Annotated in this window: 22 protein-coding genes; 7 read left to right on the forward strand and 15 right to left on the reverse strand. The window is 65.0% G+C overall.

All coding sequences use genetic code 11. The features are described from left to right. Window positions 1–302: 302 nt before the first annotated feature. From RO07_RS00545 to RO07_RS00585, 9 genes are all read right to left on the reverse strand, one after another. Window positions 303–908: a DUF4276 family protein gene (locus tag RO07_RS00545; protein ID WP_072636919.1), complete on the reverse strand. Its 606-nt coding sequence runs from the start codon at window positions 906–908 to the stop codon at window positions 303–305. Beyond that, window positions 905–2,104: an AAA family ATPase gene (locus RO07_RS00550; RefSeq protein WP_039407123.1), complete on the reverse strand. Its 1,200-nt coding sequence runs from the start codon at window positions 2,102–2,104 to the stop codon at window positions 905–907. The genes RO07_RS00545 and RO07_RS00550 overlap by 4 nt, the downstream gene beginning before the upstream one ends. Window positions 2,105–2,711: 607 nt before the next feature. Next, the gene (locus tag RO07_RS00555) at window positions 2,712–4,211 is read right to left on the reverse strand and encodes a M81 family metallopeptidase (RefSeq protein WP_039407126.1); all 1,500 of its coding nucleotides are present in this window, start codon (window positions 4,209–4,211) and stop codon (window positions 2,712–2,714) included. Beyond that, window positions 4,208–5,470 carry a Zn-dependent hydrolase gene (locus tag RO07_RS00560; protein WP_039407129.1) on the reverse strand — a complete coding sequence of 421 codons (1,263 nt, stop codon included), beginning with the start codon at window positions 5,468–5,470 and terminating at the stop codon, window positions 4,208–4,210. Before RO07_RS00560 ends, RO07_RS00555 begins: the two co-directional genes overlap by 4 nt. A 125-nt stretch (window positions 5,471–5,595) precedes the next feature. Beyond that, window positions 5,596–6,297 carry an ABC transporter ATP-binding protein gene (locus RO07_RS00565; RefSeq protein ID WP_039407133.1) on the reverse strand — a complete coding sequence of 234 codons (702 nt, stop codon included), beginning with the start codon at window positions 6,295–6,297 and terminating at the stop codon, window positions 5,596–5,598. Next, the gene (locus RO07_RS00570; RefSeq protein ID WP_039407136.1) at window positions 6,294–7,061 is read right to left on the reverse strand and encodes an ABC transporter ATP-binding protein; all 768 of its coding nucleotides are present in this window, start codon (window positions 7,059–7,061) and stop codon (window positions 6,294–6,296) included. Before RO07_RS00570 ends, RO07_RS00565 begins: the two co-directional genes overlap by 4 nt. After that, window positions 7,058–8,044 (reverse strand): branched-chain amino acid ABC transporter permease, encoded by a 987-nt coding sequence (locus tag RO07_RS00575; RefSeq protein WP_039407139.1) that lies wholly within the window; start codon window positions 8,042–8,044, stop codon window positions 7,058–7,060. The genes RO07_RS00570 and RO07_RS00575 overlap by 4 nt, the downstream gene beginning before the upstream one ends. Then, window positions 8,044–8,901 carry a branched-chain amino acid ABC transporter permease gene (locus RO07_RS00580; RefSeq protein ID WP_039407142.1) on the reverse strand — a complete coding sequence of 286 codons (858 nt, stop codon included), beginning with the start codon at window positions 8,899–8,901 and terminating at the stop codon, window positions 8,044–8,046. The genes RO07_RS00575 and RO07_RS00580 overlap by 1 nt, the downstream gene beginning before the upstream one ends. 123 nt (window positions 8,902–9,024) lie before the next feature. Then, window positions 9,025–10,230, reverse strand: coding sequence for an ABC transporter substrate-binding protein (locus RO07_RS00585; protein WP_039407145.1), 1,206 nt, complete (start codon window positions 10,228–10,230; stop codon window positions 9,025–9,027). A 235-nt stretch (window positions 10,231–10,465) separates the two neighbouring features. Here RO07_RS00585 and RO07_RS00590 point away from each other — a divergent pair, with 235 nt between their 5' ends. Further along, window positions 10,466–11,584 carry a FadR/GntR family transcriptional regulator gene (locus RO07_RS00590; protein WP_072636921.1) on the forward strand — a complete coding sequence of 373 codons (1,119 nt, stop codon included), beginning with the start codon at window positions 10,466–10,468 and terminating at the stop codon, window positions 11,582–11,584. Between the two features lie 72 nt (window positions 11,585–11,656). Here the strand turns inward: RO07_RS00590 and RO07_RS00595 are convergent, their stop codons facing one another. The 3 genes from RO07_RS00595 to RO07_RS00605 all read right to left on the reverse strand — a co-directional run bounded on the left by RO07_RS00595 (window position 11,657) and on the right by RO07_RS00605 (window position 17,554). Beyond that, window positions 11,657–12,256, reverse strand: coding sequence for a molybdopterin-dependent oxidoreductase (locus RO07_RS00595; RefSeq protein ID WP_052266910.1), 600 nt, complete (start codon window positions 12,254–12,256; stop codon window positions 11,657–11,659). 136 nt (window positions 12,257–12,392) lie between these two features. Further along, on the reverse strand, window positions 12,393–16,154 hold the full coding sequence (locus RO07_RS00600; RefSeq protein ID WP_039407149.1) for an AAA family ATPase: 3,762 nt from the start codon (window positions 16,152–16,154) through the stop codon (window positions 12,393–12,395). A 329-nt stretch (window positions 16,155–16,483) separates the two neighbouring features. After that, entirely contained in the window at window positions 16,484–17,554 is a 1,071-nt protein-coding gene (locus RO07_RS00605; RefSeq protein WP_084072378.1) for an aliphatic sulfonate ABC transporter substrate-binding protein, read from the reverse strand. Window positions 17,555–17,567: 13 nt separating this feature from the next. Between RO07_RS00605 and RO07_RS25640 the strand changes: the two genes are divergently transcribed. Then, window positions 17,568–17,714, forward strand: coding sequence for a hypothetical protein (locus tag RO07_RS25640; protein ID WP_157118187.1), 147 nt, complete (start codon window positions 17,568–17,570; stop codon window positions 17,712–17,714). Between the two features lie 369 nt (window positions 17,715–18,083). Here RO07_RS25640 and RO07_RS25645 read toward each other — a convergent pair whose 3' ends face one another. Continuing rightward, window positions 18,084–18,251, reverse strand: coding sequence for a hypothetical protein (locus RO07_RS25645; protein WP_157118188.1), 168 nt, complete (start codon window positions 18,249–18,251; stop codon window positions 18,084–18,086). Between RO07_RS25645 and RO07_RS00610 the strand changes: the two genes are divergently transcribed. Both RO07_RS00610 and RO07_RS00615 read left to right on the forward strand, forming a co-directional pair. Next, on the forward strand, window positions 18,250–20,490 hold the full coding sequence (locus tag RO07_RS00610; RefSeq protein WP_039407151.1) for a TonB-dependent receptor: 2,241 nt from the start codon (window positions 18,250–18,252) through the stop codon (window positions 20,488–20,490). The two genes, RO07_RS25645 and RO07_RS00610, sit on opposite strands and share 2 nt — an antisense overlap. Before the next feature lie 137 nt (window positions 20,491–20,627). Then, window positions 20,628–21,314, forward strand: a complete 687-nt coding sequence (locus RO07_RS00615) for a Fe2+-dependent dioxygenase (protein WP_039413767.1) — start codon at window positions 20,628–20,630, stop codon at window positions 21,312–21,314. Between the two features lie 128 nt (window positions 21,315–21,442). Here RO07_RS00615 and RO07_RS00620 read toward each other — a convergent pair whose 3' ends face one another. Then, complete coding sequence (locus RO07_RS00620; RefSeq protein ID WP_039407154.1) at window positions 21,443–22,030, reverse strand: Spy/CpxP family protein refolding chaperone; 588 nt, start codon at window positions 22,028–22,030, stop codon at window positions 21,443–21,445. A 237-nt stretch (window positions 22,031–22,267) separates the two neighbouring features. Next, window positions 22,268–22,675 carry a DoxX family protein gene (locus tag RO07_RS00625; RefSeq protein ID WP_039407157.1) on the reverse strand — a complete coding sequence of 136 codons (408 nt, stop codon included), beginning with the start codon at window positions 22,673–22,675 and terminating at the stop codon, window positions 22,268–22,270. Window positions 22,676–23,008: 333 nt separating this feature from the next. Here RO07_RS00625 and RO07_RS00630 point away from each other — a divergent pair, with 333 nt between their 5' ends. The 3 genes from RO07_RS00630 to RO07_RS00640 all read left to right on the forward strand — a co-directional run bounded on the left by RO07_RS00630 (window position 23,009) and on the right by RO07_RS00640 (window position 25,009). Further along, window positions 23,009–23,596, forward strand: a complete 588-nt coding sequence (locus tag RO07_RS00630) for a hypothetical protein (RefSeq protein WP_039407159.1) — start codon at window positions 23,009–23,011, stop codon at window positions 23,594–23,596. A gap of 121 nt (window positions 23,597–23,717) precedes the next feature. After that, window positions 23,718–24,119 (forward strand): PaaI family thioesterase, encoded by a 402-nt coding sequence (locus RO07_RS00635; protein WP_039407161.1) that lies wholly within the window; start codon window positions 23,718–23,720, stop codon window positions 24,117–24,119. Between the two features lie 41 nt (window positions 24,120–24,160). Then, window positions 24,161–25,009: a patatin-like phospholipase family protein gene (locus RO07_RS00640; RefSeq protein ID WP_039407162.1), complete on the forward strand. Its 849-nt coding sequence runs from the start codon at window positions 24,161–24,163 to the stop codon at window positions 25,007–25,009. The last annotated feature ends 8 nt before the right edge of the window (window positions 25,010–25,017 follow it).

A 25,017-nucleotide genomic window follows, 5' to 3' on the forward strand; every position in this document is an offset into this window, starting at 1 on the left:
AGGTGACGCTCAAGATTGCGCACACGAAAGCCGCAACTGCGTGCGGCTGTGCGCCCCGGTAAAACGTCAATCGGGTCGCCAAACCCGGTCGCGGTTGGAGCGTGACGGGAACAAGATTAACGAGCCTGCTGTGAGGGCACCCCGCGTTCGGAGTCGCATTCTAGGGCACTCGTTATGAATAAGAACATTCCGAGACCTCAATCGGGACTCTTCTTGATCGACGAGCGAATGTGCGAACGACGCAACTCAAAACGAAAACGGAGCCATGGCTCCGTTGACGCGTCTTTGGGAGATGACTTCACTCAGTTGCCCGCCGGCCTTCGAGCGAGCTGATGATCCCATTCGCTGCAGAGCTTACGAAACGAGCGGCAACGCGCATGAGCTTGGGCCAAGTCCATGATCGCCGAAAATGCGGCTTGATCAGTGGTTTCGCCGTACGTTCGATCGGATTTTCGTTCGCGCAACCACCCCTTGGCGTCTCGAGGAGCTTCGGCATCAATTTGCAGGTCGGCAGGGGAAATGTTCAATCCTCGGCATCCGTTTAGTGAATCTGCAGCACCGATCATCCACGCTTCGTATTCGCGTTTTGCCAGTACGACCGAAACCGCCTTATGCGGCACAACGTGCCGGGCTCGATCCAAGATTTGTTGCCCCATCGTGGCAGGACAATCATCGTCCGCGTCGAGGAGAATTAGTACCCATCCGTCATCGCCACACTTGGACGAAGCCAATTTCAAATGTCGGCTGAATTCATCGTCGCGATTAAGGAAGCGGTCCCTATGGACTCGAATTGGCGGTGGAACGTCCACGTATTCCTGCGGCGACCGCCACTCACCAATGCGTCGTAAAAGTACTGGAACGGCTATGACTTCCCCATGCCCTTCAACAATGCACGAGATGCGAGTCAATTCGCACCCCCATCGAACAGGTCCCGCTGTCTTGAACTCTGTTCTCGTATGACGTCGGGGTCTGGCTGCAATTGACCGAGTTTTAGCAGTTCACCGGCTGAAAACAGGTGGTTTCGAATGGCATCTCTTGATGCGGGATCGATTTTTGCCAGCTTGGTTTCCCCCGCTTGGGAGACAACGGCCAAAATCTGGTCATCTCCAATGGCGATGTCATCGAGCAATTCCGGACTGTGGCTTGTGACGATAATCTGTGTCGATTGCGATGCCCGAAACAGCGCTTCCCTAAGTGCTGCACTAGCTGCTGGGTGAAGAGCCGTTTCAGGTTCTTCGATTCCTATTAAAGTCGAAGCAAAATCGCGATTGCTTTGGAAGAGTGCGGTTAGCACGCCCAGCGCCCGCAGTGTACCGTCAGACATGTTCTGTGCCACAAATCGCCACGGATCCTTCGCTCCAGGCACATCCTGCCGGAATTCAAGCGTCTCCATTGGTCCAACTGAAACACGTTTCACTGCATGCACCGTTGGCACAACGGTTTGGAGATACTCCACGATGATTGCCAACGCGTCTGGATTAACTCTCTCTAGATGACCAATGACGCTCGCAATATTCTCGCCTTCGCTCTTGAGCAGTTTTCCTTCTTGCGGTTTTTGTAGGTCGCTGATCAACTTGGGGTTCAGCCTGTAAAACCCCATGGAAGTTAGGCCATCGAAAATCGGACGAAATTCACTTAGACCTGAGAGCGCCACCAACGCCAGTCGATCACTTGTTAGCGCGGGAAGAGTGGTTTGACTGCTGGCGACAACCTTTCCCCTTTCTATACGGTAAAACGGCCCTTTTCCCTGACCACCAAGGCTGCATTCCTCCGTCTGTACTTCGAAGCCGCGGTTTTTCAGAGCGCCGATGCTGAACGCGTAGTGACCAGGTTGGCTATCGATCGTAAACTCCAGGCGGATGCCGAAGTGAGTGGGATGCCCACTAGAGCGACGTCGGACCTCTGACAGCCCACCTCGGACACTTAGTGCTTGCTCAAGTGAGCTGGTCAAGGCGTCCGTGACCAGATGCAGCGCATCCAGAAAGTTACTCTTTCCCGCACCATTTGCTCCCACTAGGTACGTCAATGGGCCGAGCGAAATGTCACACTGACCGATGCTCTTGTAGTTACGCAGAAAGACGCGAGTGATGAAAGATGCGGTCATCGAGGGTGAGCCTGTTTGGGTAAGCGGAATCGAACGTATTCGCTGGCTGCCAAGCCAGATGGTTTGCCCCTAGGGGCGAGGGTTTTCGCGGACGTCACGCACGGATTTGGTGAAAATATATCAGACTGATTCGGACGATGACGATCCCATCGCTCAATCAGGTCCCGGTACGGTGTCGGCCAGCGCGATTCGTGTGAGGTCGCGGAAGTGTCTAACGTCCAACCGTCGGGCATTCCGCAAGGGCCATAGTGCTGTGGGCGCTACCGTATTGCCAGTGGGGTGTGCATTGAGAAGGCACTAACACAACCTTCCCGTACATCAGCAATCTCCCATCAGAGACAACGTGTTTCCGTTAGGTACCCCAGTTTCCCCATGTGAACGCCGGTCATCGTCTCGGCACTGCGCCGATGGGCGTTCGAGCGGCGTCGATGACGACGACGTCAGTTTGCATAGCGAAGTCTCCTAACCCTCTGGTCGAAAGACCGGAACCGCTGCGCACACGGAAGCCGGCTTCCGTGGCCAGACTCTTTAGCTTAAGTCGAGGCTTCGCGTAAAGCGCCTGACAAAGCCGACAAGTGGCGGGCCGTGAAAGGCCGCCATCGTATACTCATTCGCCGAACCTCACCCCCAGATCCAGCGGATACACCGGACGCTTCACGCGCGAGAACGGAAACAGCGCGTAGTTCGAGCTCGTCACGCCGTTGCTGTCGCACTCGACCAGTCCCGCCGAGATCGGCACGAACACCGGTCGGCAGTACATGCGCGACTTGAGCAGCAGGAAGCGTTCACCGCGCGGATCGAGGCCGACGCAGGTGAACACGCCGTGATCCCACGGCTCATGCGTGCGCTCCGTCACCACGATGCGCGCCGGGCCGATGTCGAACAGTACCGTGCGTCCCATGTAGCAGCGCTGGCCCGTGTAGGTCGGCCCCGTCACGATGTACTCGCCGTCGCTGATCCTGCGCACGATGCCGGTCAGCACAGGCGGCGTTTTCGTAACGCCCAACTGCGTCAACGGACGCTTGTTGCCCACGGCCAACGTGACCTCAGCACCCTCGCCCGCGGCAATCAGTGTCGCCACGGCTTCCGGGTCGCACAGCGGACCGACGCCGATGCCCGTGAGGCCGCCGGCGAGCGCGGCTTCGAGGACGTCCATCGTGTCGCAGGTGCCGCCCGACATGCAGTTGTCGCTGTGATCGAGCAGCAACACCGGCTTGTCGGCGCCATCGGCCAGTCGCTTCGCTTCGGCAATCGATTCGGCGAGCGGCGCGCTGCGATAGACGAAGCCATCGCGCTCGTCCCACGCCTGGGCCGCGATACGGTCGGCCACCGCTTGCGCGCGCGCCACGCCATCGTCGCTGTCTTCCGCGGTTACGACGATGCTGATGCAAGGCGCGGGAATGTCGGCGAGCGAGAAGCCCGAGAATACCGATATCGCCGGGATGCCCTCCTCCGCCTCGGCGCGTCGCGCGGCATCCAGCGCGCGCTTCATCGCACCGCCATGGCTCGTGCTGCGCAGCGAATGCACCATCAGGGGCGGCTGCCGCCAGACTACCTTCGGGCGACGCTTGCCCGCCAGCATTTCGAAGAGCAGACGCCCGGCGTGTTCGCCCGTCTCGTACATGTCGACGTGCGGATAGGTCTTGAAGCCGACGACGATGTCGGCGTTCGCGACGATCTTCGGCGTCACGTTGGCGTGCAGGTCGAGCGCCACGGCGATCGGCGTGCCGGGGGCTGTCGCACGCACGCGTTCGAGCAGATCCCCTTCGCCGTCGTCGCTGTTCTGCGCGACCATCGCGCCATGCAGGTCGAGCAGGATGGCGTCGACGCCGCGGGCGGCCGCCACGATACGCCGACACAGTTCGTCATAGGCGCTCGCCGCCACCGGCCCGCTCGGATTCGCACTGGCGGAGACCGGCGTCACCATCTCGGCGCCGGCTGCTTGCGCGAGATCGATGAACGCCGACATCGCCGTGCGCATGCCCTTGTTGTCGCGATAGGCCTGCTCGTCGTAGGTCGGGCCATGATTCCCGAAGGCTTCGAGCGGCGTCGGCACCGGCGAGAACGTGTTCGTCTCGTGATTCATCCGCGCGATCATGACCTTCATGCCGCACCTCCCGCGCGTTGCAGCATGGCTTGGAGCAGTACGTTGCAGCCCGCTTCCAGATGCACCGGATCGGCGTCTTCGATCTCGTTGTGGCTGATGCCGTCCTTGCAAGGCACGAAGATCATCGCCGTCGGCGCGACGCGCGCCAGGTAGACCGCGTCGTGTCCCGCGCCGCTGATCGCATCCATCGACGACAGGCCGAGCGCCTGCGCGCCGGTACGGATCGCCTCGACGAGCTCGGGCGCGAACGGCTGCGGCGGGAAGTACACGACCTGTTCGATGGCCACGTCGATGCCGTTCGTGCTCAGGGCCTCGCACTGCGCGCGCAGCTTGTCGTTCAGGGCGTCGAGCGTGGCGTCGTCCGCCGCGCGAAGATCGACCGAGAGCTTTACGCGGCCGGGAATCACGTTGCGCGAGTTCGGGTAGTTGTCCACCCAGCCGACGGTGCCGCGTGCGTGCGGCGCGTGCTCGCACGCGATGCGGTTGACGGCCTGGATCAGTTGCGCGGCGGCGAGCAGCGCATCGCGGCGCAGCGCCATCGGCGTGGGGCCCGCATGCGCTTCCATGCCGGTGACGGTGACGTCGTACCAGCGTTGACCGAGCGCGCCCTGCACGACGCCGATGGTCTTTTCGTGCGCTTCGAGCACCGGGCCCTGTTCGATATGCGCTTCGAAGTACGCACCGACGGCACCCGGTTGGCCCACCGCGGACACGCTGCCGGCATAGCCGATGGCGTTCAGTGCTTCGGAGACGCTCACGCCGTCGTGGTCCTTCTGTGCGAGCGCATGTTCCAGCGTGAAGGCGCCGGCGTAGACGCCGGAGCCCATCATCACCGGCACGAAGCGCGAGCCCTCTTCGTTGGTCCAGACGGCGACTTCCAGCGGCGCGTCGGTCACGATACCGTTGTCGTCGAGCGTGCGCAGCACCTCCAGGCCGGCAAGCACGCCGTAGTTGCCGTCGAACTTGCCGCCGGTCGGCTGCGTGTCGATGTGGCTGCCGGTCATGACGGGCGGCAGCGCGTCGTTGCGTCCGGCGCGGCGCGCGAAGATGTTGCCGATGGCATCGATACGCACCGTGCAGCCGATCTCTTTCGCCCACTTCACGAAGAGATCGCGCCCCTGCCGGTCGAGATCGGTCAGGGCGAGACGGCAGACGCCGCCCTTGGCGGTCGCGCCGATCCGGGCGAGTTGCATGAGGCTGTTCCACAGGCGCGCGCCGTCGATGCGCACTGCGGCCGCCGGTTGATCGAGATGTTCCATGTTCACGAATCCTTCAGGGCATGGGTGGCGCGGCGATTTCGCGTCGCGGCAACCCATGCATTGACCAATGGCGCACCCATCCTACGGCTGGACGAGGCGCGCCGGGGGAGTGACAACCGCGCGGCTCATGCCACGCCCACGCCGAGGTAACGGTCCTTGACGACCTCATCGGCGAGGAACGCGGCGTTGTCCGCGCCATACACGATCACACCCTGCTCGACGATGTAATGCCGGTCGGCGAGTTGGGTGCAGACTTCCAGGTTCTGTTCGACGAGCAGGATCGCCACGCCCGCCTGTTTGATGAGCTTCAGTTGCGCCACGATCTCCTCGACGATGACGGGGGCGAGACCTTCGACCGGTTCGTCGAGCATGAGCAGACGCGGATGGTTCATGAGCGCGCGTCCGATCGCGAGCATCTGCTGTTCGCCGCCCGAGAGCTGCGCACCGCCGTTCCTGCGACGCTCCTGCAGACGCGGAAAGATGCGATAGATGTCCGCGAGCTGCCAGGGCGAATCGCGCCGCGCGCCGAGCTTGAGGTTCTCCTCGACCGTGAGCAGCTTGAAGATGCCGCGATGCTCGGGCACGAAACACACGCCGCGCGCCGCGATGCGATGCGCCGGCTGCCCGGCGACGGGCTTGCCGAGAAACGAGATGCTCCCCGCCCTGGGCGTGACGACGCCGGCGATCGTCTTGAGCGTCGTGGACTTTCCCGCGCCGTTGCGCCCGAGCAGCGTGACGAGTTCGCCGTCGCCGACGTTCAGCGAGACGCCCTGCAGGATATGACTCTTGCCGTAATAGCTGTGAATGCCTGCGACATCGAGAATCATGCGCGGCCTCCGGTGATCATGTTGCCGAGATAGGCGGCGCGCACGCGATCGTCGGCGCGAATGGCGTCCGGCTTGCCTTCGACGAGCACCCGGCCCTGCTGCATCACGGTGATCGTGTCGGAGATGTCCATCACGATGTTCATGTTGTGCTCGATCAGCACCACCGTGTGGTCGTCGCGCAAGCCGCGGATAAGCTGCTTCATGTCGTCGAGATCGTCGATGCCCATGCCCGAGGTCGGCTCGTCGAGAAAGATCGCCTTGGGGCGGGCCGCAAGCGCCATGCCGACTTCGAGCCGGCGCTGCTGCCCGTGCGAGAGCGAGCCGGCCGTCGTGTCGGCGTGGCGCGTGAGCGCGAGGCGTGAGAGCACGTCGTCGACGACCGATGCGCAGGCACGCGGTCCCTCGGCCTTGCGCCAGCACGAGAGCGCCTGACGCGGTGTGACGCCCAGTGCCGCGAGGCGCAGGTTCTCGCGCACCGACAGGTTCTGGAACAGCGCCGTGACCTGGAACGAACGGGCGATGCCGCGCTGCACGCGCCGGTAGTCGGCTTCGGTGGTGACGTCATGGCCGTCGAACACGATGCGCCCGCCGGAGACCGGCACCGTGCCAGTGAGCATGTGGAACAGCGTGGTCTTGCCGGCGCCGTTCGGACCGATGACCGAGTGCACGGTGCGTGGCGCCACGCGCAGATCGACGCCGTGCAGCGCCGTGAACTTGCCGTAGCGCTTGACGATGCCTGAGGCTTCGATGAGGGCTTCGCTCATGTCGGGTCTCCCTGCGTGCTCCGCGGTTCCAGTTTGGCGCGCTTGCCGCCTACGCGCTGCCACAGCGATTCGCCCACGCCCCACAGCCCGCGATGCATGAACAGACTCACGGCGATGAGCAGCAGGCCGAGCAGCAGCAACCAGCGCGGCCACAGCGTGGAGAGCCAGTCGGCGGCGAGCACGTAGAACGCCGCGCCCAGCACCGAGGCGAACAGGTTGCCGGTGCCGCCGATCACGGTCATCACGAGAATCATCTCGCTCGCGTGGTATTCGATGTTCGACAGCGGCGCGATGCCCGTCATCAGCGCGTGCAATGCGCCGGCCAACGCCGTGACCGCACCGGAGATGGCGAACGCCACGAGCTTGAACGTCTTCACGTGATAGCCGATGGCGGCCGCGCGCGTTTCGTTGTCGCGAATGGCGAGCAGCGTGCGCCCGAATACCGAATCGGCCACGCGCAGCAGCACCGCGAACACGATCAGGAAGACCACCGCCACGAAGGTGTAGTACTGCCAGGGCGTATCGAGCGGGACGAGCGTCCGTCCGCCGATCGAGAGCGACTTGCGCGGAATGTCGAGCAGGCCGTTGTCGCCGCCGGTCCAGTCGGTCGCCGTGTACGCAAGGAAGTAGAACATCTGCGCGCAGGCGAGCGTGAGCATCACGAAGTAGGTGCCCTTCTGCCGGATCGCGAAGCTGCCGACGAGCGCCGCGACGAGCGCGCCCAGCACGATCGAGGCGATGACCGCCACTGGCATCGGCAGTGCCGTGCGGGTGAGCAGGATGCCCAGCGTGTAGCTGCCCAGACCGAAGAAGATGCCCTGGCCGAACGACAGCAGCCCGGTGTAGCCGAGCAGCAGATTGCAGCCGAGGGCGGCCAGCGCATAGATCAGCACTTCGGTGGCGAGCGTGCCCGACGAGAGCGTGAGCGGCAGGATCAGCGTGACGGCCGCCGCGAGCAGCCAAAAACGATAGCGTTGCAGCATCATCCCCTCCCCAGCAGACCGTGCGGACGCATGAGCAGCACGGCCGCCATCGCCACGTAGATCATCAATCGTGCGCCTTCCGGCCACAACGTGCTCATCAGGCTCTGCACGATGCCGATCACGAGGCCGCCCACGAGCGCGCCGGCGAAGCTGCCCATGCCGCCGATGACGACCACGACGAACGCGATGCCCAGCGCTTCGATGCCCATGAACGGTTCGACGCCGCGCACCGGCGCGGCCAGCACGCCCGCGAGGGCCGCCGTGCCCGCGCCGAGTCCGAACGCGAGACTGAACACGCGAAACACGTTGATGCCGAGCAACGACACCATCTCCGACGATTCACTGCCCGCGCGCACGGCACTGCCCAGGCGCGTGCCTTCGAGCAGCCACCACAGCACGGCGGCGAAAGCGGCGGTAAAGCCAATGAGGAAAAGCCGGTACTTGGGATAGACGAAGCTGCCCCACATCACCACGCCGTCGAGCGCTTCGGGCACTGCGACGTTATCTCCCAGGGGCCCCCAGACGATGATGACCAGTTCCTGCACGACGAGCGCCAGGCCGACGGTCACGAGGATGTGGAATTCGTGCGCCTTCTCGTAGATGTGCGAGAGCAGCACTTTCTCGGCGATCCACGCGATGACGCCGACGACGATGGGGCACACGATCAGCGCGAGCCAGAACGACAGGCCCCATTGCAACGCCTGGTAGCAGAAATACGCGCCGAGCAGATAGAAGGCGCCGTGCGCGAAGTTCACGAAGCGCAACAGGCCGAAGATGATCGACAACCCGACGGCGAGCAGGAAGTACAACATGCCGATCCCGACGCCGTTGATGACTTGCAGCAAATAGACGTTCATGCGCGTCCCGTGAAAGCTTGAGTGGACGTGGAACCCCGTGCGCCGCCCGCTTGCGCGGGCGGCACGGACGACACGTGCGGGGACGCCGCAGCGCCCCGCCAGCGACACTGCGGCGTTGTGCCGTCAGGCCATCTTGCACTCGGTCTTGTCGAGCGGCAGGAACGACTTGCCCGCGCTCACGATATCGGCGTAGTCGTCGGCATTCTTCATCTTCGACTTCGCCTTGCCCTTGAGCAGGTAGTAGTTCTTGAGCACCTGGTGATCGCCCTTGCGGATCTCTTCCGGACCGGTGAGCCCGTCGTACTTCATGCCTTCCATCGCGGCGATGACGGCCTTCGGCTCGGCGCTGCCCGCCTTGACCATCGCGTCGAGCATGAGCTTCGAACAGATGTACGAGCCCGCCAGACTGTAGTTCGGATTCTGCTTGAAACGATCCTGCGTGCGCTTGACCAGATCGAGGTTCAGCGGCGCAGCCACGGCGTGCCAGTATTGCGCGCCGAAGTACACGCCGTCGCATAGATCCGCGCCGAGCGTCTCGAACTGTTCCAGGCCCGAGGCCCATGCCATCAGGATCGTGCAGTTCTTCTTCATGCCGAAGCTCACCGCCTGACGCAGCGTGTCGGACGACTGCGAGCCGAAGTTCAGGATCAGCAGCACGTCGGGCTTGGCGGCGGCGGCGTTGGTGAGATAGCCCGAGAACTCCTTCTCGGTGAGCGAGTGGTAGCTGTTGCCCACGTGCTCGATGCCCTTTTCCTTGAAGATGTTCTTCGCGGCGGTGAGCAAGCCTTCGCCGAACACGTATTGCGGCGTGATCGTGTACCAGCGCTTGGCCTTCGGCATCGATTCGATGAGCGGACGCACGGTCTGCTCGATGGCGCCGAAGGTCGGCACCGACCAGCGGAACGTGGCGCTGTTGCAGTCCTTGCCGGTGATCTCGTCGGCGCCAGCAGTGGTGATGAAGATGCCGCCGGCCTTCTCGGCTTCCTTGCCCATCGCCAGCGCTTCCGAGGAAAGAATGCCGCCCGCGAAGAAGCGCACGCCTTTTTGCTGCGCGATTTCCTGCACGCGGCGAATTGCCGTGGCGGGTTTACCCTCGGTGTCGAGCGTGGTGTAGGCGAGCGGTCGGCCGAGCACCTTGCCGTACTGCTCGACGATGAGTTTCATGCCGAGATCGGCGAACTTGCCGTTGGCGGCGAAAGGCCCCGACATGGGCACCGGGCACGCCAGCTGGATGGCGCCGGCGCTTTGTGCGAACACGTCGCGAGCGGAGAATAGGGAGCCAGGCAAAGACGCTGCGGCGGCGAGCTTCAACAGTTCACGACGATTCAATTGGGTCTCCAGTGAGGGAGCAATCGTTCAGTGGGTGCAAACGTGCAGCGCGTCACACGCGAACAGGCCAGCGACCTGGAAACCGACAGTAACGACTTGCAACGTCCGGGGCCTTATCCCTATTCGTCATATTTATAATGATAAATAGGATGAAATTGATCGTAGGTATAATGCTTTGGAGTGTCAATCGGAAAAAATTCCGGGTCGGCACGGCCGACAATTAGCGAGGCGCCACATGGCATTGGATCCGCAAACGATGCGTGAGCCGTTGGAAATCAAGCAGCAGAAGCGCGGCGATCTCGTCGCGGAATCGATCAAGCGTCTGATCACCGAAGGCAATCTGCTACCGGGCGACCGTCTGCCGCGCGAGGTGGAATTGCAGCAGATGTTCGGGGTGTCGAAGAGCACCATTCGCGAGGCGCTCAAGTCGCTCGAAGTGCAGGGGCTCATCAAGGTGAGCACAGGACCGTCGGGTGGCGGCATGGTGGTGGAGGTGCCGCTCGAGCGCACGTTCCAGCTCATGCAGAACTATCTGTTCTTCAAGGAAGTGAGCATCGACGACATCTACACGGTGCGTCAGTTGCTCGAGCCGGAGCTCGCGGCCGGGGCGGTGCCGCATCTGACCGAGGCCGACTTCGCGGCGCTCGAGCACAATATGGCGTGCTGCAGCCCGGCCTCCCACGATCGGCGCGAACTGCTGCGACAACGTCAGGCCGACGTGGACTTCCACGATATTCTCGCGGCCGCCAATCCGAACAGCTTCCTGCGTTTCACGTGCGAACTCGTCAACGAGATGATTCGCCAACTGATCGTGTTCGGCAACGAGACGCCACGCCGCGAGCACGAGAAGTTCGGCACGGCCAACGTCAACATCCATCGCGAGATCACCGACGCGGCGCGTGCCGGCGACGCGCCGCGCGTGCGCGAACTCATGCAGTTCCACATGCAGGAGGCGCGCACTTACATCAAGCGGATGAACGGCAAGCTGCGCGGCCGGCTGATTCTCGACTCGGACATCGCCGACATGCAGCAGCGCGTGCGCTCGCAACTCGGTAACGGGATGGCGGGGATGGCGGGGATGGCGGGGACGGCACAGAAAGCGGGACGCAAATCGTCAGCGGCGAACGTGGCGCCCGCGCAGGACGTCGCGAAGCGCAAGCGCGCCACGGGCAAGGCCACGGAAGACGCGGCGGGGAAGGGCGTAGCGAAAGTCGTCGGCAAGCGCGCCGCAGCCCAGGTGGCCGTCAAGGCGGCGCCGGGTGTGGCGCGCAAGACGCCCGCGAAGCGCAAGGCGGTCGAACCGGGCGCCGCAAAGGCCAAGGCCGCGCCCCGCAAGCGCGCGGTGGCAGGCTGACGTCGCGTGCGATCGGCGTATCAGCGTATCGGCGTATCAGTCGGTCGGACGACCCGTCGTCGGGTCGGCCGCTCAACGCGAGTCCGGATCGGCCAGGTGGACCGTAAGGCGCCTGAGCGCACGCACCTGGCGCAATGCCACGCGAAGATCGCACGTCGAAATCAAACCGATGCCGCCTTCCGCATCGCCGAGCGGCTGGCCGTCCCGCTCGTAGACAACGAGCGCGCCCACGCCGACCGGCGTGTTGTAGAGCTCGTGCCACGAGAACATCACGGTATAGCCGTCGGCGCCCTGCGCCATCACGTAGGCGCGGGTGAAATCGCGCGCTTGCGGCAGACGCAGTTGCGCGACGTCGAGCAACGCGGTGAGCCGCACGCCCTTGTAGTCGCTCGCGCTGCGCACCTTTCTCCCTGACAGGCACACCACGTCGAGCGGCCCGGTCAATTGCGTGGGCAAACGCATGAGCGAGCAAAGATCGAACGAGTGACGTCGTTTGACGCAACCCGAAACGATCACCTCGTGCGAGGTATGCGAGATGTGCGGGATGGGGGAAAGCGGAGAGGCGGGAGGCTCCGCAGCGGAGCTCACCCGCGCAAGCGGCGCGTGGCCGGCGGCGGAGCGCGGCGCATCGGGCGCAAGGCCGGCTTGCACGCGCAGGAGGTCGATGGACATGTCGGGGTCGGCGTATGGGCTTGGGGGCACCGGTCGCCTCAATATAGCGGGCCGGCCTCGCGCGGACATACGACGCGCCTGATAGGGGCTATTCGTATGTCCAGGCGGGCTTCCGGGCTACGACCCGACTTGCCGTTCAGCTCCCGTAACGTGCCGTGTGGGGTCGCGGCATGCGCGCCGATACATCGGCCAGCAAGGCGCGTGCTTCCTGGACGTCGGCAAGCGTCTCGCCGCCTTGCAGCGCGTCGAGCGCGCCGCGCAGCACCGCCACGCATTCGGCGTCGCGCGTCGCGTCGTTACCGTCGAGTCGCAACAGACTGAGCGCGGCGCGCAGCGTCAGCATCGGCGAACCCTGCGCCTGTGCGATCTGCAACGCATGTTCCAGCCACGGCCGGACGGTTTCGTCAGGGTGATGGCCCGCGCGCAGGAAGTCGCCCTTCTGCCGCAGGAACTCGGCTTGCCAATGCGCATCGCTGCGGCGCGCCGCCACATGCGCGCCGCGTTCGGCGGCATGCAGTCCGAGGGCGATGTCGCCGGTGCCCGCGCACGCTTCCACGAGCAGTCCGAAGAAGATGCCTTCGACGCCGCCCATGATCTCGCTAAGACGCCCGACGCTGTCGGTGATGCGCTCCAGCCCGTTCACATCGCCGCGCGACGCCAGTGCCCAACCGCGAATCGTCTGACCGGCGAGCGCCCACAGCGCGACGCCGGTCTCCGTCGCCACTTCCGTGGCTTCGCTTGCCAGCGCTTCCGCAGGGGCGATTTCACGACGGAAGCGCCGCAGCATTGCCGCAAACACGAGTGCGAACGAGAACGAGTAGCGTCGGCCCTGCTGACGGCCCATCGCCAACGCTTCCTCGCTCGCGGCCAGCGACGCGTCGTGGCGTCCGGTGAACCAGTACGCCCACGACAGGAACGACAGGCCGGTGATGCGGGCGTCCTCGCCGAGGCCGGTGTCGGCGCTCTCCGGCCGGTAGTGCGACAGGCCGGTTTCGAGCGCGCTCACCGCGTCGGCGAAGTCGCCATGGCTGCACAGACTGTTGCCCAGCGCGTAGTACGCGTGGGCGAGCAGCGGCGCGGCATTGGCTTGTTCGGCAATGTGAATGAGCTTGCGCGCGAGCTCGATGCTGCGATCGAAGTCGCTCCATGAACTGGAGCCCAGCCACAGCCCCCAGTACACGGGGAAGAGCGCGACATCGTCGCCCATCGGCTGCGCGAGCGCGAGTGCGGTCTCGAAGTTATGCCTTGCCGGTTCCGAACCGTAGCCATGCAGCGCCACGAGCGGCACGCCGAGCGCCATGCGCAGTTGCAGCTCGCGCTGCGCCGTCTGCGCGGCGGTGCCCGTCTGACGCAGGACGTCGAGCGCGCTCTGGTAGTGCGCGCATGCTTCGCGGAACGCCTGACGTCCTGTCGCGTACTCGCCGGCGAGACGATAGTGCTCGATGGCGGCGTCGGGCTCGTCGGCCTGACGGAAATGCCAGGCGAGCACCTCGGGTTCGGTTTGCACCGCCGTTTCGTCGTGCTCGCGCATGGCGAGGGCGATGCGGCGATGCGCGTCCTGACGCCGCTCCTGCGGCTGCGCGTCATAAGCGGCCTTGTGCAGCAATGCGTGACGGAAGACGTAGCGACCATTGTCCTGACGCTGCACGAGCGCACAGGCGACCAGGGTGTCGAGCGCGCGCTCGACGAGGGCCATCGTCCGTCCGCTCGCGCGAGCGAGCACGTCCGCCTGGAACTCGGGACCGAGGCACGACGCGAAGTGCGCGACCGGTTTGGCGCTGCCCGCGGCGTCGATGCGCGCCATCATCAATTCCTGCAGGCTAGCCGGCATGGGCATGGCGCCACTGGCACCGCGCCCGCCTTGCTGGGCCGCCGTCGCGCGCGCGAGCTCCTGGAGGAACAGCGGCACACCTTCGGCCAGATGCACGATACGCTCGCGCATGGCCGCCGGCAGCGCCACGCGAGGCGTGGCCGCGCGCACGATGGAGGCGGCGGCGCCAGCGTCGAGCGGCGCGAGATCGATGCGTCGCAAGCTCACGGTGTGACGCCACGGCAGTTCGAATTCCGGTCGCGCGCAGACGAGCAGCAGGCGTCCGCCCGGCGGATTTTCCGCCATGAGCGAGAGCAGTTCCTGCGTGGACGGATCGGCCCAGTGCGCGTCGTCGAGCATCAGCACGCCGCCGTCGGGCAGCAGCGCGGCGAGCAGTCCGGGGGCTTCGTCGAGCACGGCCTGTTTCCACGCGTGCGGCACGTTGCCGTCGGCGGGCATGTCGAACAGCGCGTGCAGCCGGCGATGCGCGAGCAGGGCGGGCTGCGGCATCTGCGAAGCGTCGGCCGCCGATTGCACGCGCAGCCAGCGGGCGATCGGGTGGAAGGGGGTGCCCGCGCCGTCCTGTGCGCAGGCCAGATCGATCGCGCGCAGGCCGCGCGTCTCCACGAAATGGCGCACGAGCGCCGACTTGCCGATGCCCGCTTCACCGATGACCAACGCCAGCACGCCCTGGCCGGTACTTTCGTCGCGCACGGCGGCGTGCGCGGCGGCGAGTTCGGCGAGCGCGCCGTCGCGGCCGAAGAGCATCGCCGCGCGGCGGCGCGAACGGCGCTCCGGCGTGGGATCGGGATTGACGCGGTGCACCGCGATTTCGCGATTGGCATGGCGCTCGCGCACACTGCCGTGCGGCGTCGTGGCAACCGCCACGCCGATCAGGCGCTGGGTGGCGTCGCAGATCAGCACTTCGCCCGGCAACGCCATGTCGGCGAGTTGCGCGGCCGAGCGCGACACGCGCCCGCCGGTGTCGGGACTGTCATCGGCCACCGAACTGATCACGAGGCCGGTGTGAACGCCCACACCGATGCCCACGCGTGCCGTGCTCGCCTGCACGCAGCGCATGGCGGCCTCGACGGCATGGCGCCCCGCGCCTTCGAGCGCCGTGGGATAGCCGAAGTAGCCGAGCAGACCGCCGGTCGGGGTGCGCACCGTGTAGCCCCACGATTGGCGCAGGATCGTTTCACACTGCACGAGCGGTGGCCGCATCATGCCGACGAGCTGATCGGGGTCGTCGATGCCGTTGGGCGCGAGCTCGATGGCGACGACGGTGAGCTGGCGTCGCTCCGGCCCCGTGGCACGTTGTTCCATGCGCGCGGGCGGCGTTTCGAGCAACTGGGTGAGCGCTTGGCCCGGCAGTTCGCCGAGCTCGTCGTGAAGGATGTCGCACAGGCGCCGGTATTCGGTTTCGGCTTCGTCGCGGCGCCCTGCGCGCAGCAGCAGCGCGAGCAGGCAGTGCCAGCCCGATTCGTCGAACGGGGCGAGTGCGACGAGCTGGCGCGCATGCGCGAGCGCCTGATCGAGATCGCCCAGACGCGCATAGCCGTCGGCCAGCAGGCGCTCGCCGAACACGCGGCGGCGCTGATATTCGTCGCGCTGCAGCTCGATCCATTGTTCGAGATCGGGCGTGTCGCGCACCGAGAGCCCGTGCAGGAACGGTCCCTGGTAGAGCGCGACGGCGTCGGCCAGGTGCTGAAGGTGTGCCGCGAGATCGAGGCCGGTGACGGTATCGAGCGTGCGGCTGGCCTGCTCGATCATGCTCGCGAAGACGTGCGCGTCGATCCACAGGCCGGTCTCGGGACGCAGGCGCACCACCTGACGGTCGGACTCGAAGAGTTCGTCGCCCAGCGTGTCGCGCAGATGGAAGAGCATGCGCTTGAGCTTGTCGCGTCCGCCCTGGCCGTCTTCGTCAGGCCAGAAGAGGTCCGCGAGGGCGCCGCGCGTGTGATAGCCCGGTTGCAGGGCGAGATACGCAAGCAGGCCGCGCGCTTTCGTGTACTTCACGGCGCACGCCTGTTTGCCTTGTTCGACCCGCATCGGTCCGAGCAGGTAGAGCGATCTGGTGGGTTGCATTGTCCCTGGACGGCCAATAGGCAACGCCGGCGCGCTCGCATGAGAGGGCGCACCGGCGCTGCCAATTCGATGATGTCGTCGCGCCAGGCCGACGTGTCCGGACTATCCACTCAGTGCAGCGCGTGCTGCCCTCGGATTCGAGTGGCCGGCACTCTGGCGCTACGCCAAGGCCGTTCCGGGGGGCTCCGGCCGAATGCGTTATGAATTGCAGGTCCAAGTATAAACACGTGTATGAATTCCGTCGGGAATACCTGAGAAATTCGCATGAAATTGTGGGAATTGTGCCCACGCGGGCGACATCCTGCCGGTGTTGCCAGCTCGCGGGAGCGTCAGGCCGGCGCCTGCCAGATCGTCGCGTCCGCGGCGTCGACGCGCTTGGGCAGCAAGCCCGCCTGCGTGAAGACGTCGGCGATGCGCTGCTGTTCGGCGATGGCATCACGCACCACCGGCTGTACGTCGTAGCTGCGACGCCGGTTGGCGGCCTCGACGGTGGCGGCATCCAGTCCCCAGACGGGCGAGAGCTGGGCGGCCGCCTCGCGCGGGTTGGCGCGTACCCATTGACCGGTTTCCCGCAGCGTCCTGTAGATCTCGCGCAGCACGGTGTCGTGATCCCGTGCGAACGCCGGTGTGGCGAGGTAGTAGCGCTGATAGCCGGCCAGGCCGCGCGCGGTGGTCAACGTGCGGACCTTGTCCTGACGCTCGACGCTCGCGACGAACGGATCCCACGTCACCCAGGCGTCGACGTTGCCGCTGGCGAAGGCCGCTCGGCCGTCGGCCGGCGTGAGATAGGCCGGCTGCACGTCACCGATACGCAGTCCTACGCTTTGCAGCGCCGCGATCAACAGGTAGTGCACGCCCGCGCCCTTGGTGACGGCGATGCGCTTGCCCTTGAGATCGGCGAGCGTGCGGATCGGCGAGTGTTGCGGCACGAGAATCGCTTCGGCGTCCGGCGAGGGCGTCTCGCGTGCGACGTACGCGATGCGTGCGCCGGCGGCCTGCGCGAACACGGGCACGGTGTCGGCCACGTCGGCCGAGAAGTCGATGCTGCCGACGTTGAGCGCTTCGAGCAACGGCAGGCCGCTCGTGAATTCATGCCACGTCAGCGTGACGTTATGCGCGGCGAGCGCCTGGGCCAGCGTGCCGCGCGTCTTGGCGAGCACGGTCAGCGTGGACGACTTTTGATAGCCGATGCGCAGCGCGAGCGGGCTGGTCGCCGCCCGCGCCGGCGCGCTGTGCGTCAGCACGCCGGCGAGGCCGAGTGCTGACGCGCCGCCTGCAAGTACGGCAACACCGGAGCGCTGAAGAAACCGCCGGCGACCCTGGCGCGCGGCGACGCTGTTCTCGACGGGGGTGGTGCGAAGCGTGGAAGCGGGCAGGGCGTGATCGTTCTTCGAGGACATGGAGCAAGGAGCAATGACGAAAGGAGACGGAGACGCCACGAACGCCAGGCGCCGCCGCTGCATGGCGCGGCGGGAAGACGTGGTGGGCGTGGCGGTGGTCGAGCGATGCGCGGAGCGCTTTCCCGACTTGTATCGCGGCGCCCGGCAGACGCGCCAATAAGCGATTCGCCTTTGCTAAGCGTGTGCGGTGTCATATCGATATGACGCAAGTGGGAAGGCGGAAAAAGCGTGCCGTACCCCTCCGAGCTCATCAGACGAAACCGACGCATGGCCGCGGTTGCTCGGTCGCCGTCGAAAAATCGGCGCAATGTCCAGTGACCGTTGCGCCGTTGGCCCTAGGGAAAACCCGTATTTGTCGCGTGTATCAGCGCGCATCAGCGATTCGGGGTCGGCAAATCAAACGTCTTGCTTTCATTGCCTTACCTCTGAGGTGCACTGAAGTGGTGCGAATGTATTACGCCGTATTACAGAAAATCCTGCGATTTCAGTGAGTTGCGCAGTGCTTCCTGTCTTGTAATGAAAATCATTCCTATTTATATTCGCCGCCCATGCCGGAGGCGGTGAGTGCCGTCGCGAAGTGAGGATTTCCCGTCTGGTTCGAATCGCCGCCGCCGCCGCTGCCGTCGTTTTTCGCGCGTTGTCCGCGCTTTTTCCGTTTCTCGTCCTTTCGTCCACAACGCACTTCGAACTCGATCATGATGCAACGCAAGCCGCTGGCTCTCGCAATGATGGCGCTCTTCGCCGCACCCTTCGCCGTCACCTGTGCGGCGCCAGCGATGGCGCAGAGCACGGCGCCCGCTTCGCCCCAGGGCGCGGCGCAGTCGTCGACGGCCGCGAGCGCGCTGCCGCAGACGGACGTGAGCGGTGCGGCGATTCGCGACGACTACCAGCGCGACGTGGCGACTGTCGGCGGCAAGGTGCCGACGGCAATTCGCGACATTCCGCAGTCGGTCACGGTGATCGACAAGGCGGTAATGCAGGCGCAGGGCGCGACCTCGTTCGCCGATGCGCTGCGCAATTCGCCGGCCATCACGCTCGGCGGTGCCGAAGGCGGTCAGATCGGCAACAACATCAATTTGCGCGGCTTCACGGCGCGCACCGACATTTTTCTCGACGGCTTCCGCGATCGCGGACAGTACTATCGCGACACGTTCTATCTCGACTCGATCGAAGTGCTCGAAGGGCCGTCGTCGATGCTATTCGGTCGCGGCTCGACCGGTGGCGTGATCAACCAGGTGAGCAAGCAGGCGAACCTCAAGCCGCTCAACGAAGTCTCCGGCACCATCGGCACCCATGACCGCTACCGAGGCTCGTTCGACTTCAATCGTCCGCTCTCGGACACCGCGGCGTTTCGCATCAACGGCTTCGCGCAGGATATCCACACCACGCGCGACGTCATGAACAACCGGGACTGGGGCGTCGCACCGACGCTGAAGCTGGGTATCGGCACGCCGACGCAGATCACGCTTTCGGCACTCATCGAACATAACCGCGACATGCCGGACTACGGCACGGTCGGTTACAACGGCCACCCGCTGCCGATCTCCAGGCGGCAATTCTACGGGCTGACCACCGATCGCACGGTGCAGGACGTGATGAGCTTCACGGCGAAGATCGAGCACAAGGTCGACGACACGCTGAAGATCACCAACCAGACGCAATACAGCCGCTATGTGATCGACGCGATCGAGACGTCGTCGCATGCGGTGGGTGTGCCTAACGGTGCAAGTGGTGCAAGTGGCGCGGGGAGCTTCACGACCTTGCCCACGGGCGCGACGGCGGGCATTCCGTCGTACTCGCTCGATCAGCTCTGGGTGCAGTTGCAAAGCCATGACCGCAAGATCACGGACTCCGCGCTGTACAACCAGACGGACGTGGTGAAGTCGTTCGACACCGGCCCGTTGCGGCACACGGTAATCGCCGGGGCGGAATTCGGGCGCGACACCTACGAGAACCAGACCTATCTGCGCACGGGCGCCGGACAGGCGTCGGGTTTCCTGGGCTGGATTCCGGCGAGCAGCACGGCGTACTACGCGAACCTGCCGAACGTGACGACCAGCGCCGGCAACTTCGCGCAGGGCACGGCCGAGACGGTGGCGCTCTACGCCAACGACACCATCGAACTCAACAAGCAGTGGAAGCTCGTGGGCGGCCTGCGCTGGGATAGGTACAAGGCGCAACTGTCCAACACCGTGAGCTCGCCGGGCTACGCGACGCAAACGGTCAATTACACGAGTGTGCGCACCGGAGTGATCTACCAGCCGGACGAGGCACAGTCGTATTACTTCTCGTACGGCACGTCGTTCAATCCGTCGCTCGAAGCGCTGAGCGTCACCAACAACACGCAGGCGCTGCCGCCGGAGACGAACGAGTCGTTCGAAGTGGGCAGCAAGTGGAATCTGTTCGACGACAACCTGGCGATCAACACGGCGCTGTTCCAGATCACGAAGAACAACGCGCGCACGCAGACGGGCACCTCGGGCCAATACACCAGCGCGGGCAAGGTGCGCGTGCGCGGCGCCGAAGTGAGCGCCACGGGCCACATCACGCCGAACTGGCAGGTGATGGGCGGCTACATGTTCCTGAACTCGCAGGTGCTGCAGGCCAACGACGGCACGCAGGGCAATGTGCTGGCGAACACGCCGAAGCACTCGGTCACGCTCTGGTCGACGTACACGCTCGGCCATTGGGAGGTCGGCGGCGGCATGAACTATATGTCGATGCGCTACGCGGCAAACACCAACCTCATCCGCGTGGGCGGCTACACGCGCTGGGACGCGACCGTCGCCTATCACCAGCCGAAGTACGACATCCGCTTCAACCTGCTCAACGTGTTCGACAAGACGTACTTCGACGGCCTGATCCAGTCGGACGGCGGGCGCGCCGCGCCGGGCATCGGACGCACGGCGTTGCTCACGGGCACGTACCGGTTCTGACGCTGCACGGCTTGATCCACCGCAAACGGGCAGCGGCGGCGCTGCCCGACGTGCTGCAAAATGACGCACAATACGAGGCGCGAGCGGGCAGTGCGATCCGGCTCGCGCCTTGCTTTTTTCACGAGGGACGCCCGCCGATGTTGCTGCATATACCGAATGTCCTCAGCGCCGACCAGGTGCGCTGGGTCCGTACCAAGCTCGATGGCGCAGGCGACGCGTGGGTCGACGGACTCGCCACGGCCGGCTATCAGGGGGCTCCGGTCAAGCAGAACCAGCAGATCGACGAGCGCGCACCCATCGCGCGCGAACTGGGCGACGTGATCCTCGGCGCACTCGAGCGCAACCCGACGTTCATCAGCGCCGCGCTGCCGAACAAGGTCTACGCACCGATGTTCAACCGCTACGGCGAAGGCATGCACTTCGGCAACCATGTGGACGGGGCGATTCGTCTGCAACCGGGCAGCGGCATGCGCATTCGCACCGATGTGTCCGCCACGCTCTTCCTGGCCTCGCCCGACGAATACGACGGCGGCGAGCTCGTGATCGAGGATCAGTACGGCGCGCATCAGGTGAAGCTGCCGGCCGGCGACATGGTGCTGTATCCCGCGACGAGCCTGCACCGCGTCAATCCGATTACGCGAGGCGCTCGCGTCGGGTGCTTCTTCTGGGTGCAGAGCCTCGTGAAGGACGACACGCAGCGCACGCTGCTCTTCGACATGGACAACGCCATCCAGCGGCTGAACACGACCGAAGCCGACGAGACGGCGCGTCGCACGCTCATCGGCTGCTATCACAATCTGCTGCGCATCTGGAGCGAGACCTGAGCGCGCCGCAGCCCATCGCCTCTCGCAGGCTGAAGTCAATAAATAACGCCCGGCCCTGACGGTATCCAGGGACCGGGCGTTTCATCGTGTGCCGAACCATCGTGTCCGGTGGCGCTGGTCTCCCGTGCCTATTGGGCCTGGCCAGGGGCCGCGGGGGCCGGTGCTGCCGGTGAGGTCGGTGCGCTCGGCGCTGCACCCTTGTGTACCTGCTCACGACGTTGCATCGCCTTGTCGTGCCAGGCCTTCATCTTGGTCCAGCGCGCCTTGATGGCATTGCTCACGAGCGTCTTCTGATCGTTGTTCAGGCCGTTGTAGACGTTCAGCCAGGCGTCTTCGGTCTGGCTGCGCAACTGACGATTCTGATCGAAGACTTTCTCGCGCGCGGTGCGCATGCCGGCCAGGTCGAGCACTTGCTGATCCTTTGCCTGCTCGATCATCTGGCGGAATTGCTCGCCGTTCTTGCGCATGGCCTCACGGTTCTGCCGGGACGTGTTTACTGCCTGCTGCCAGGCTTGTTCCTGCTGTGCGTTGAGTTTCAGCTCGTCGTGCAGCTTGCGAATGTCACCGAGCCCCCAGGGGCCGTGGTCGCCGCGCATATGGTGCATGGCGGCGTGAGGTCCCGTGGCCGGCGCAGCGGCGTCGGCGGCATGGGCGACGCCGAACATCGAGGTGGCGACGAGGACGGCCGACGCGGCGGCGATCTTCAATTTGCGCATGGTGTTTGACTCCTGTGGATACTGCCGGAATTGGCAGTTTCAGCGTAAGTCATTGCCGCGCGCAATAAGTTGCAAAGTGCTACCGCCGTATTACCTGACGTTACCGGGAGCCGCGTTCGCAACATTCCGAAACGACTCGGCCCGCCCTTGCCGGCGTTCGACAAGGGCGGGCCGTTGTGCCGAACGGCACGACATCCCGCGTGCCGTTCGGTTCCCGAACTAACTGGGTGGCGACGATCAGTCCCAGGCGCCGCGCCCGCCCGACACGCTGTAGCGGCCAGCGCCGAAGAGCATCACGCAAAGACCAGCGAAGAGATAAAAGCCCTGGAGTTCCAGCGCCCAGCCACCGGTCTTCGCGAGATCGCCGAGCTGGCTCAGGTGAACGAGGAAGAGCGCGACGAGCATGTTGGCCACGACGAGCAGTCCACCCAGGCGCGTGAGCACACCGAGGATGAGCAGCACCGGTGCGAGCACTTCGCCGAGGTAGGCGCCGTAAGCGAGGAAGCCGGGCAGGCCGTGCGAGGTGATCATGCCTTCGATGAAGCCAACGCCGTTGATGACTTTGCTCACGCCGTGGAACAACAGCAGGATACCGAGGGTGAGGCGCAGGATCAGTTTGCCGAGGTCGTCTCTGGTGCTCTGCATGGTGGTGCTCCTTCTTGACTCGCTGGTTCGCGGTGGGGGGCTGACAGGTAACGGAGTGGTGCGCCCCGCGTGCGGCGCACCGGCCAAATGGGCATCACTGTATCAAATCGTTACGGCGCTGTCTGCGGGTGCCCCCGGGGTTTCCGCGAGGCGCCGGGACTTTCTCGCAATGCGTGGATTACAAGCCGTTACTTTTCGGGTCGAGCCGTTACAAGACGCCTGTCGGCGCACTGCGTGCGAGGGCCGTTGATTCGCATAAGGACGCGGTCAATCGCTGGCAATCCCGCCAGCCCGCCGGTCCCGCCATCACCCAATCGCTGATAAGGATTCCACATGAACGTTCGTAAAACGCTGATTCTGAGTGCCGTGACCGTCGCCCTCGGCGGGGTGTTCGCTTCGCAGGCGTTCGCGCAAGGCACGGCCACCGAGACCGCCCGCGATGTCAATCAGCAGCAGCGCATCGAGAACGGTTTGAAGAGCGGTCAGTTGACGACCGGAGAGGCGTCGCGCCTGGAGAAGGGGGAAGCGAAGATCGACCGCATGCAGGCCCATGCCGATCACACGGGTGATACCGCCGCGCAGAAGGGCCGCATCGCTCGCGCCCAGAATCGGGAAAGCGCGAAGATCGGTCAGCTCGAGCACAACGGGGCGGTCGGCAACCCGGCGTCGGTCTCTTCGCAACGGATGCAGGCCGACGTGCAACGCAACGTCAACCAGGAAAAGCGCATCGCACAGGGCCAGGCGGCCGGCACGCTGAACAAGCGGGAAGTCGGCAGTCTGGAACGCGGTCAGGCGCACGTGGACGCGGCCGAGGCCCGTGCCGGCAAGAACGGTCACGTGAGCGCTGCCGAGCAGGCCGGCGTGCAGCATCGCGAGAATCATCAGAGCCAGCGCATCCGTCACGACAAGACGAACGGCTAGGCACCGTCGGCGGCCTTCGGGTCGATGCCGCGAACGGCTACGCAAGCGCCACCCTTTGCCGGGTGGCGCTTGCGTTTTGAGGCTATCATCGGCGACACAACAAATCAGGAGGACGATCGGGATGGAGTTGGTGCAAGCGCAGAAGATGCTCGAAGAACTCGTGGCGCCGTGGGTGCGGCAGCTCAATCTGCAGGTCGAGGCGACCGGGCCGGAGCAGAGCGAATTGCGACTGCCGTTCGACGCGGCCCTGAAGCATGGCGGCGGCGTCATCTGCGGTCAGGTGTTCATGGCCGTGGCCGATACGGCGATGGTGGTGGCGCTCTCGGCGGCGCTCGGCGGCTTTCAGCCGATGACCACCGTCGCGCTCAATACCCAATTCATGCGTCCGGTGAGCGATGGCGATCTGCGCGTGATCGCGCGCATTCTGCGTCGCGGCAAGAATCTGGTGTTCGGGGAGATCGAGATCTTCGACGCTTCGGGCAAGATGGCCGTGCACGCGACGACGACTTACGCGCTGCTCTGAACGGAGCGCAACGCCTGGCCGGACAGGCGCGGGGAGAAACGATGTTCGATCAGATCGTATTTGCCGGTGGCGGCAACCGCTGCTGGTGGCAGGCGGGATTCTGGGAGCGTGTCGCGCGCGAGGTTCCGTTGCGCCCACGCGTCATTGCCGGCATTTCGGCTGGCGCGGCCACGGCCTGCATGCTGCACATGCGCGAGTCCGACTGGGTCATGGCGTACTACCGCAACGCGCTCGCGAACAATCGCAAGAACGCATATTGGGGCAATCTGCTGCGCGGCGAGCGCGTGTTTCCCCACTATCGCATCTATCGGCAGGCGCTGCTCGACATCTACGACGGGCAGCTCGAGAAGCTGGCGAGCGGCCCCGAGATCCGCGTTGGCGTCTCGCACATTCCGCGCTGGCTGGGGCCGCGCACGGCGACGGCGGCCGGGCTGGTCGCCTACAACATCGACAAGCACGTGCGTCGTACGCTGCATCCGACGCTCGCACGGCGGCTCGGCTTCCGGCCCGAATTCGTGCGCGCGCAGGACTGTGCGAGCACGGCCGATCTGGCGGATCTGATGCTGCAGTCGTCGTGCACGCCGCCGTTCACGCCGATCCTGCGGCGCGGCGGACGCGCGGTGCTCGATGGCGGCATGGTCGACAACGTGCCGGTCGATGCGCTCGATGCGACGCCAGGGCAGGTGCTCGTGCTAGTCACGCGTCGCTATCCACGTCCGCAAATCTTCACGCAGCATCACGGCGGGCAGGATCGGCTGTATGTGCAGCCGTCCGCGCCCGTGCCGATTTCCAGTTGGGACTACACGCGCCCGGACATGATGGCGCCCGCCTTCGAGCTGGGCCGCAAGGACGGCGAGGCGTTCCTGCGGCATCTCGACACGATGAAGTAGGCGGGCGG

Source organism: Pandoraea pulmonicola, from assembly GCF_000815105.2.
Classification (GTDB): Bacteria; Pseudomonadota; Gammaproteobacteria; order Burkholderiales; family Burkholderiaceae; genus Pandoraea; species Pandoraea pulmonicola.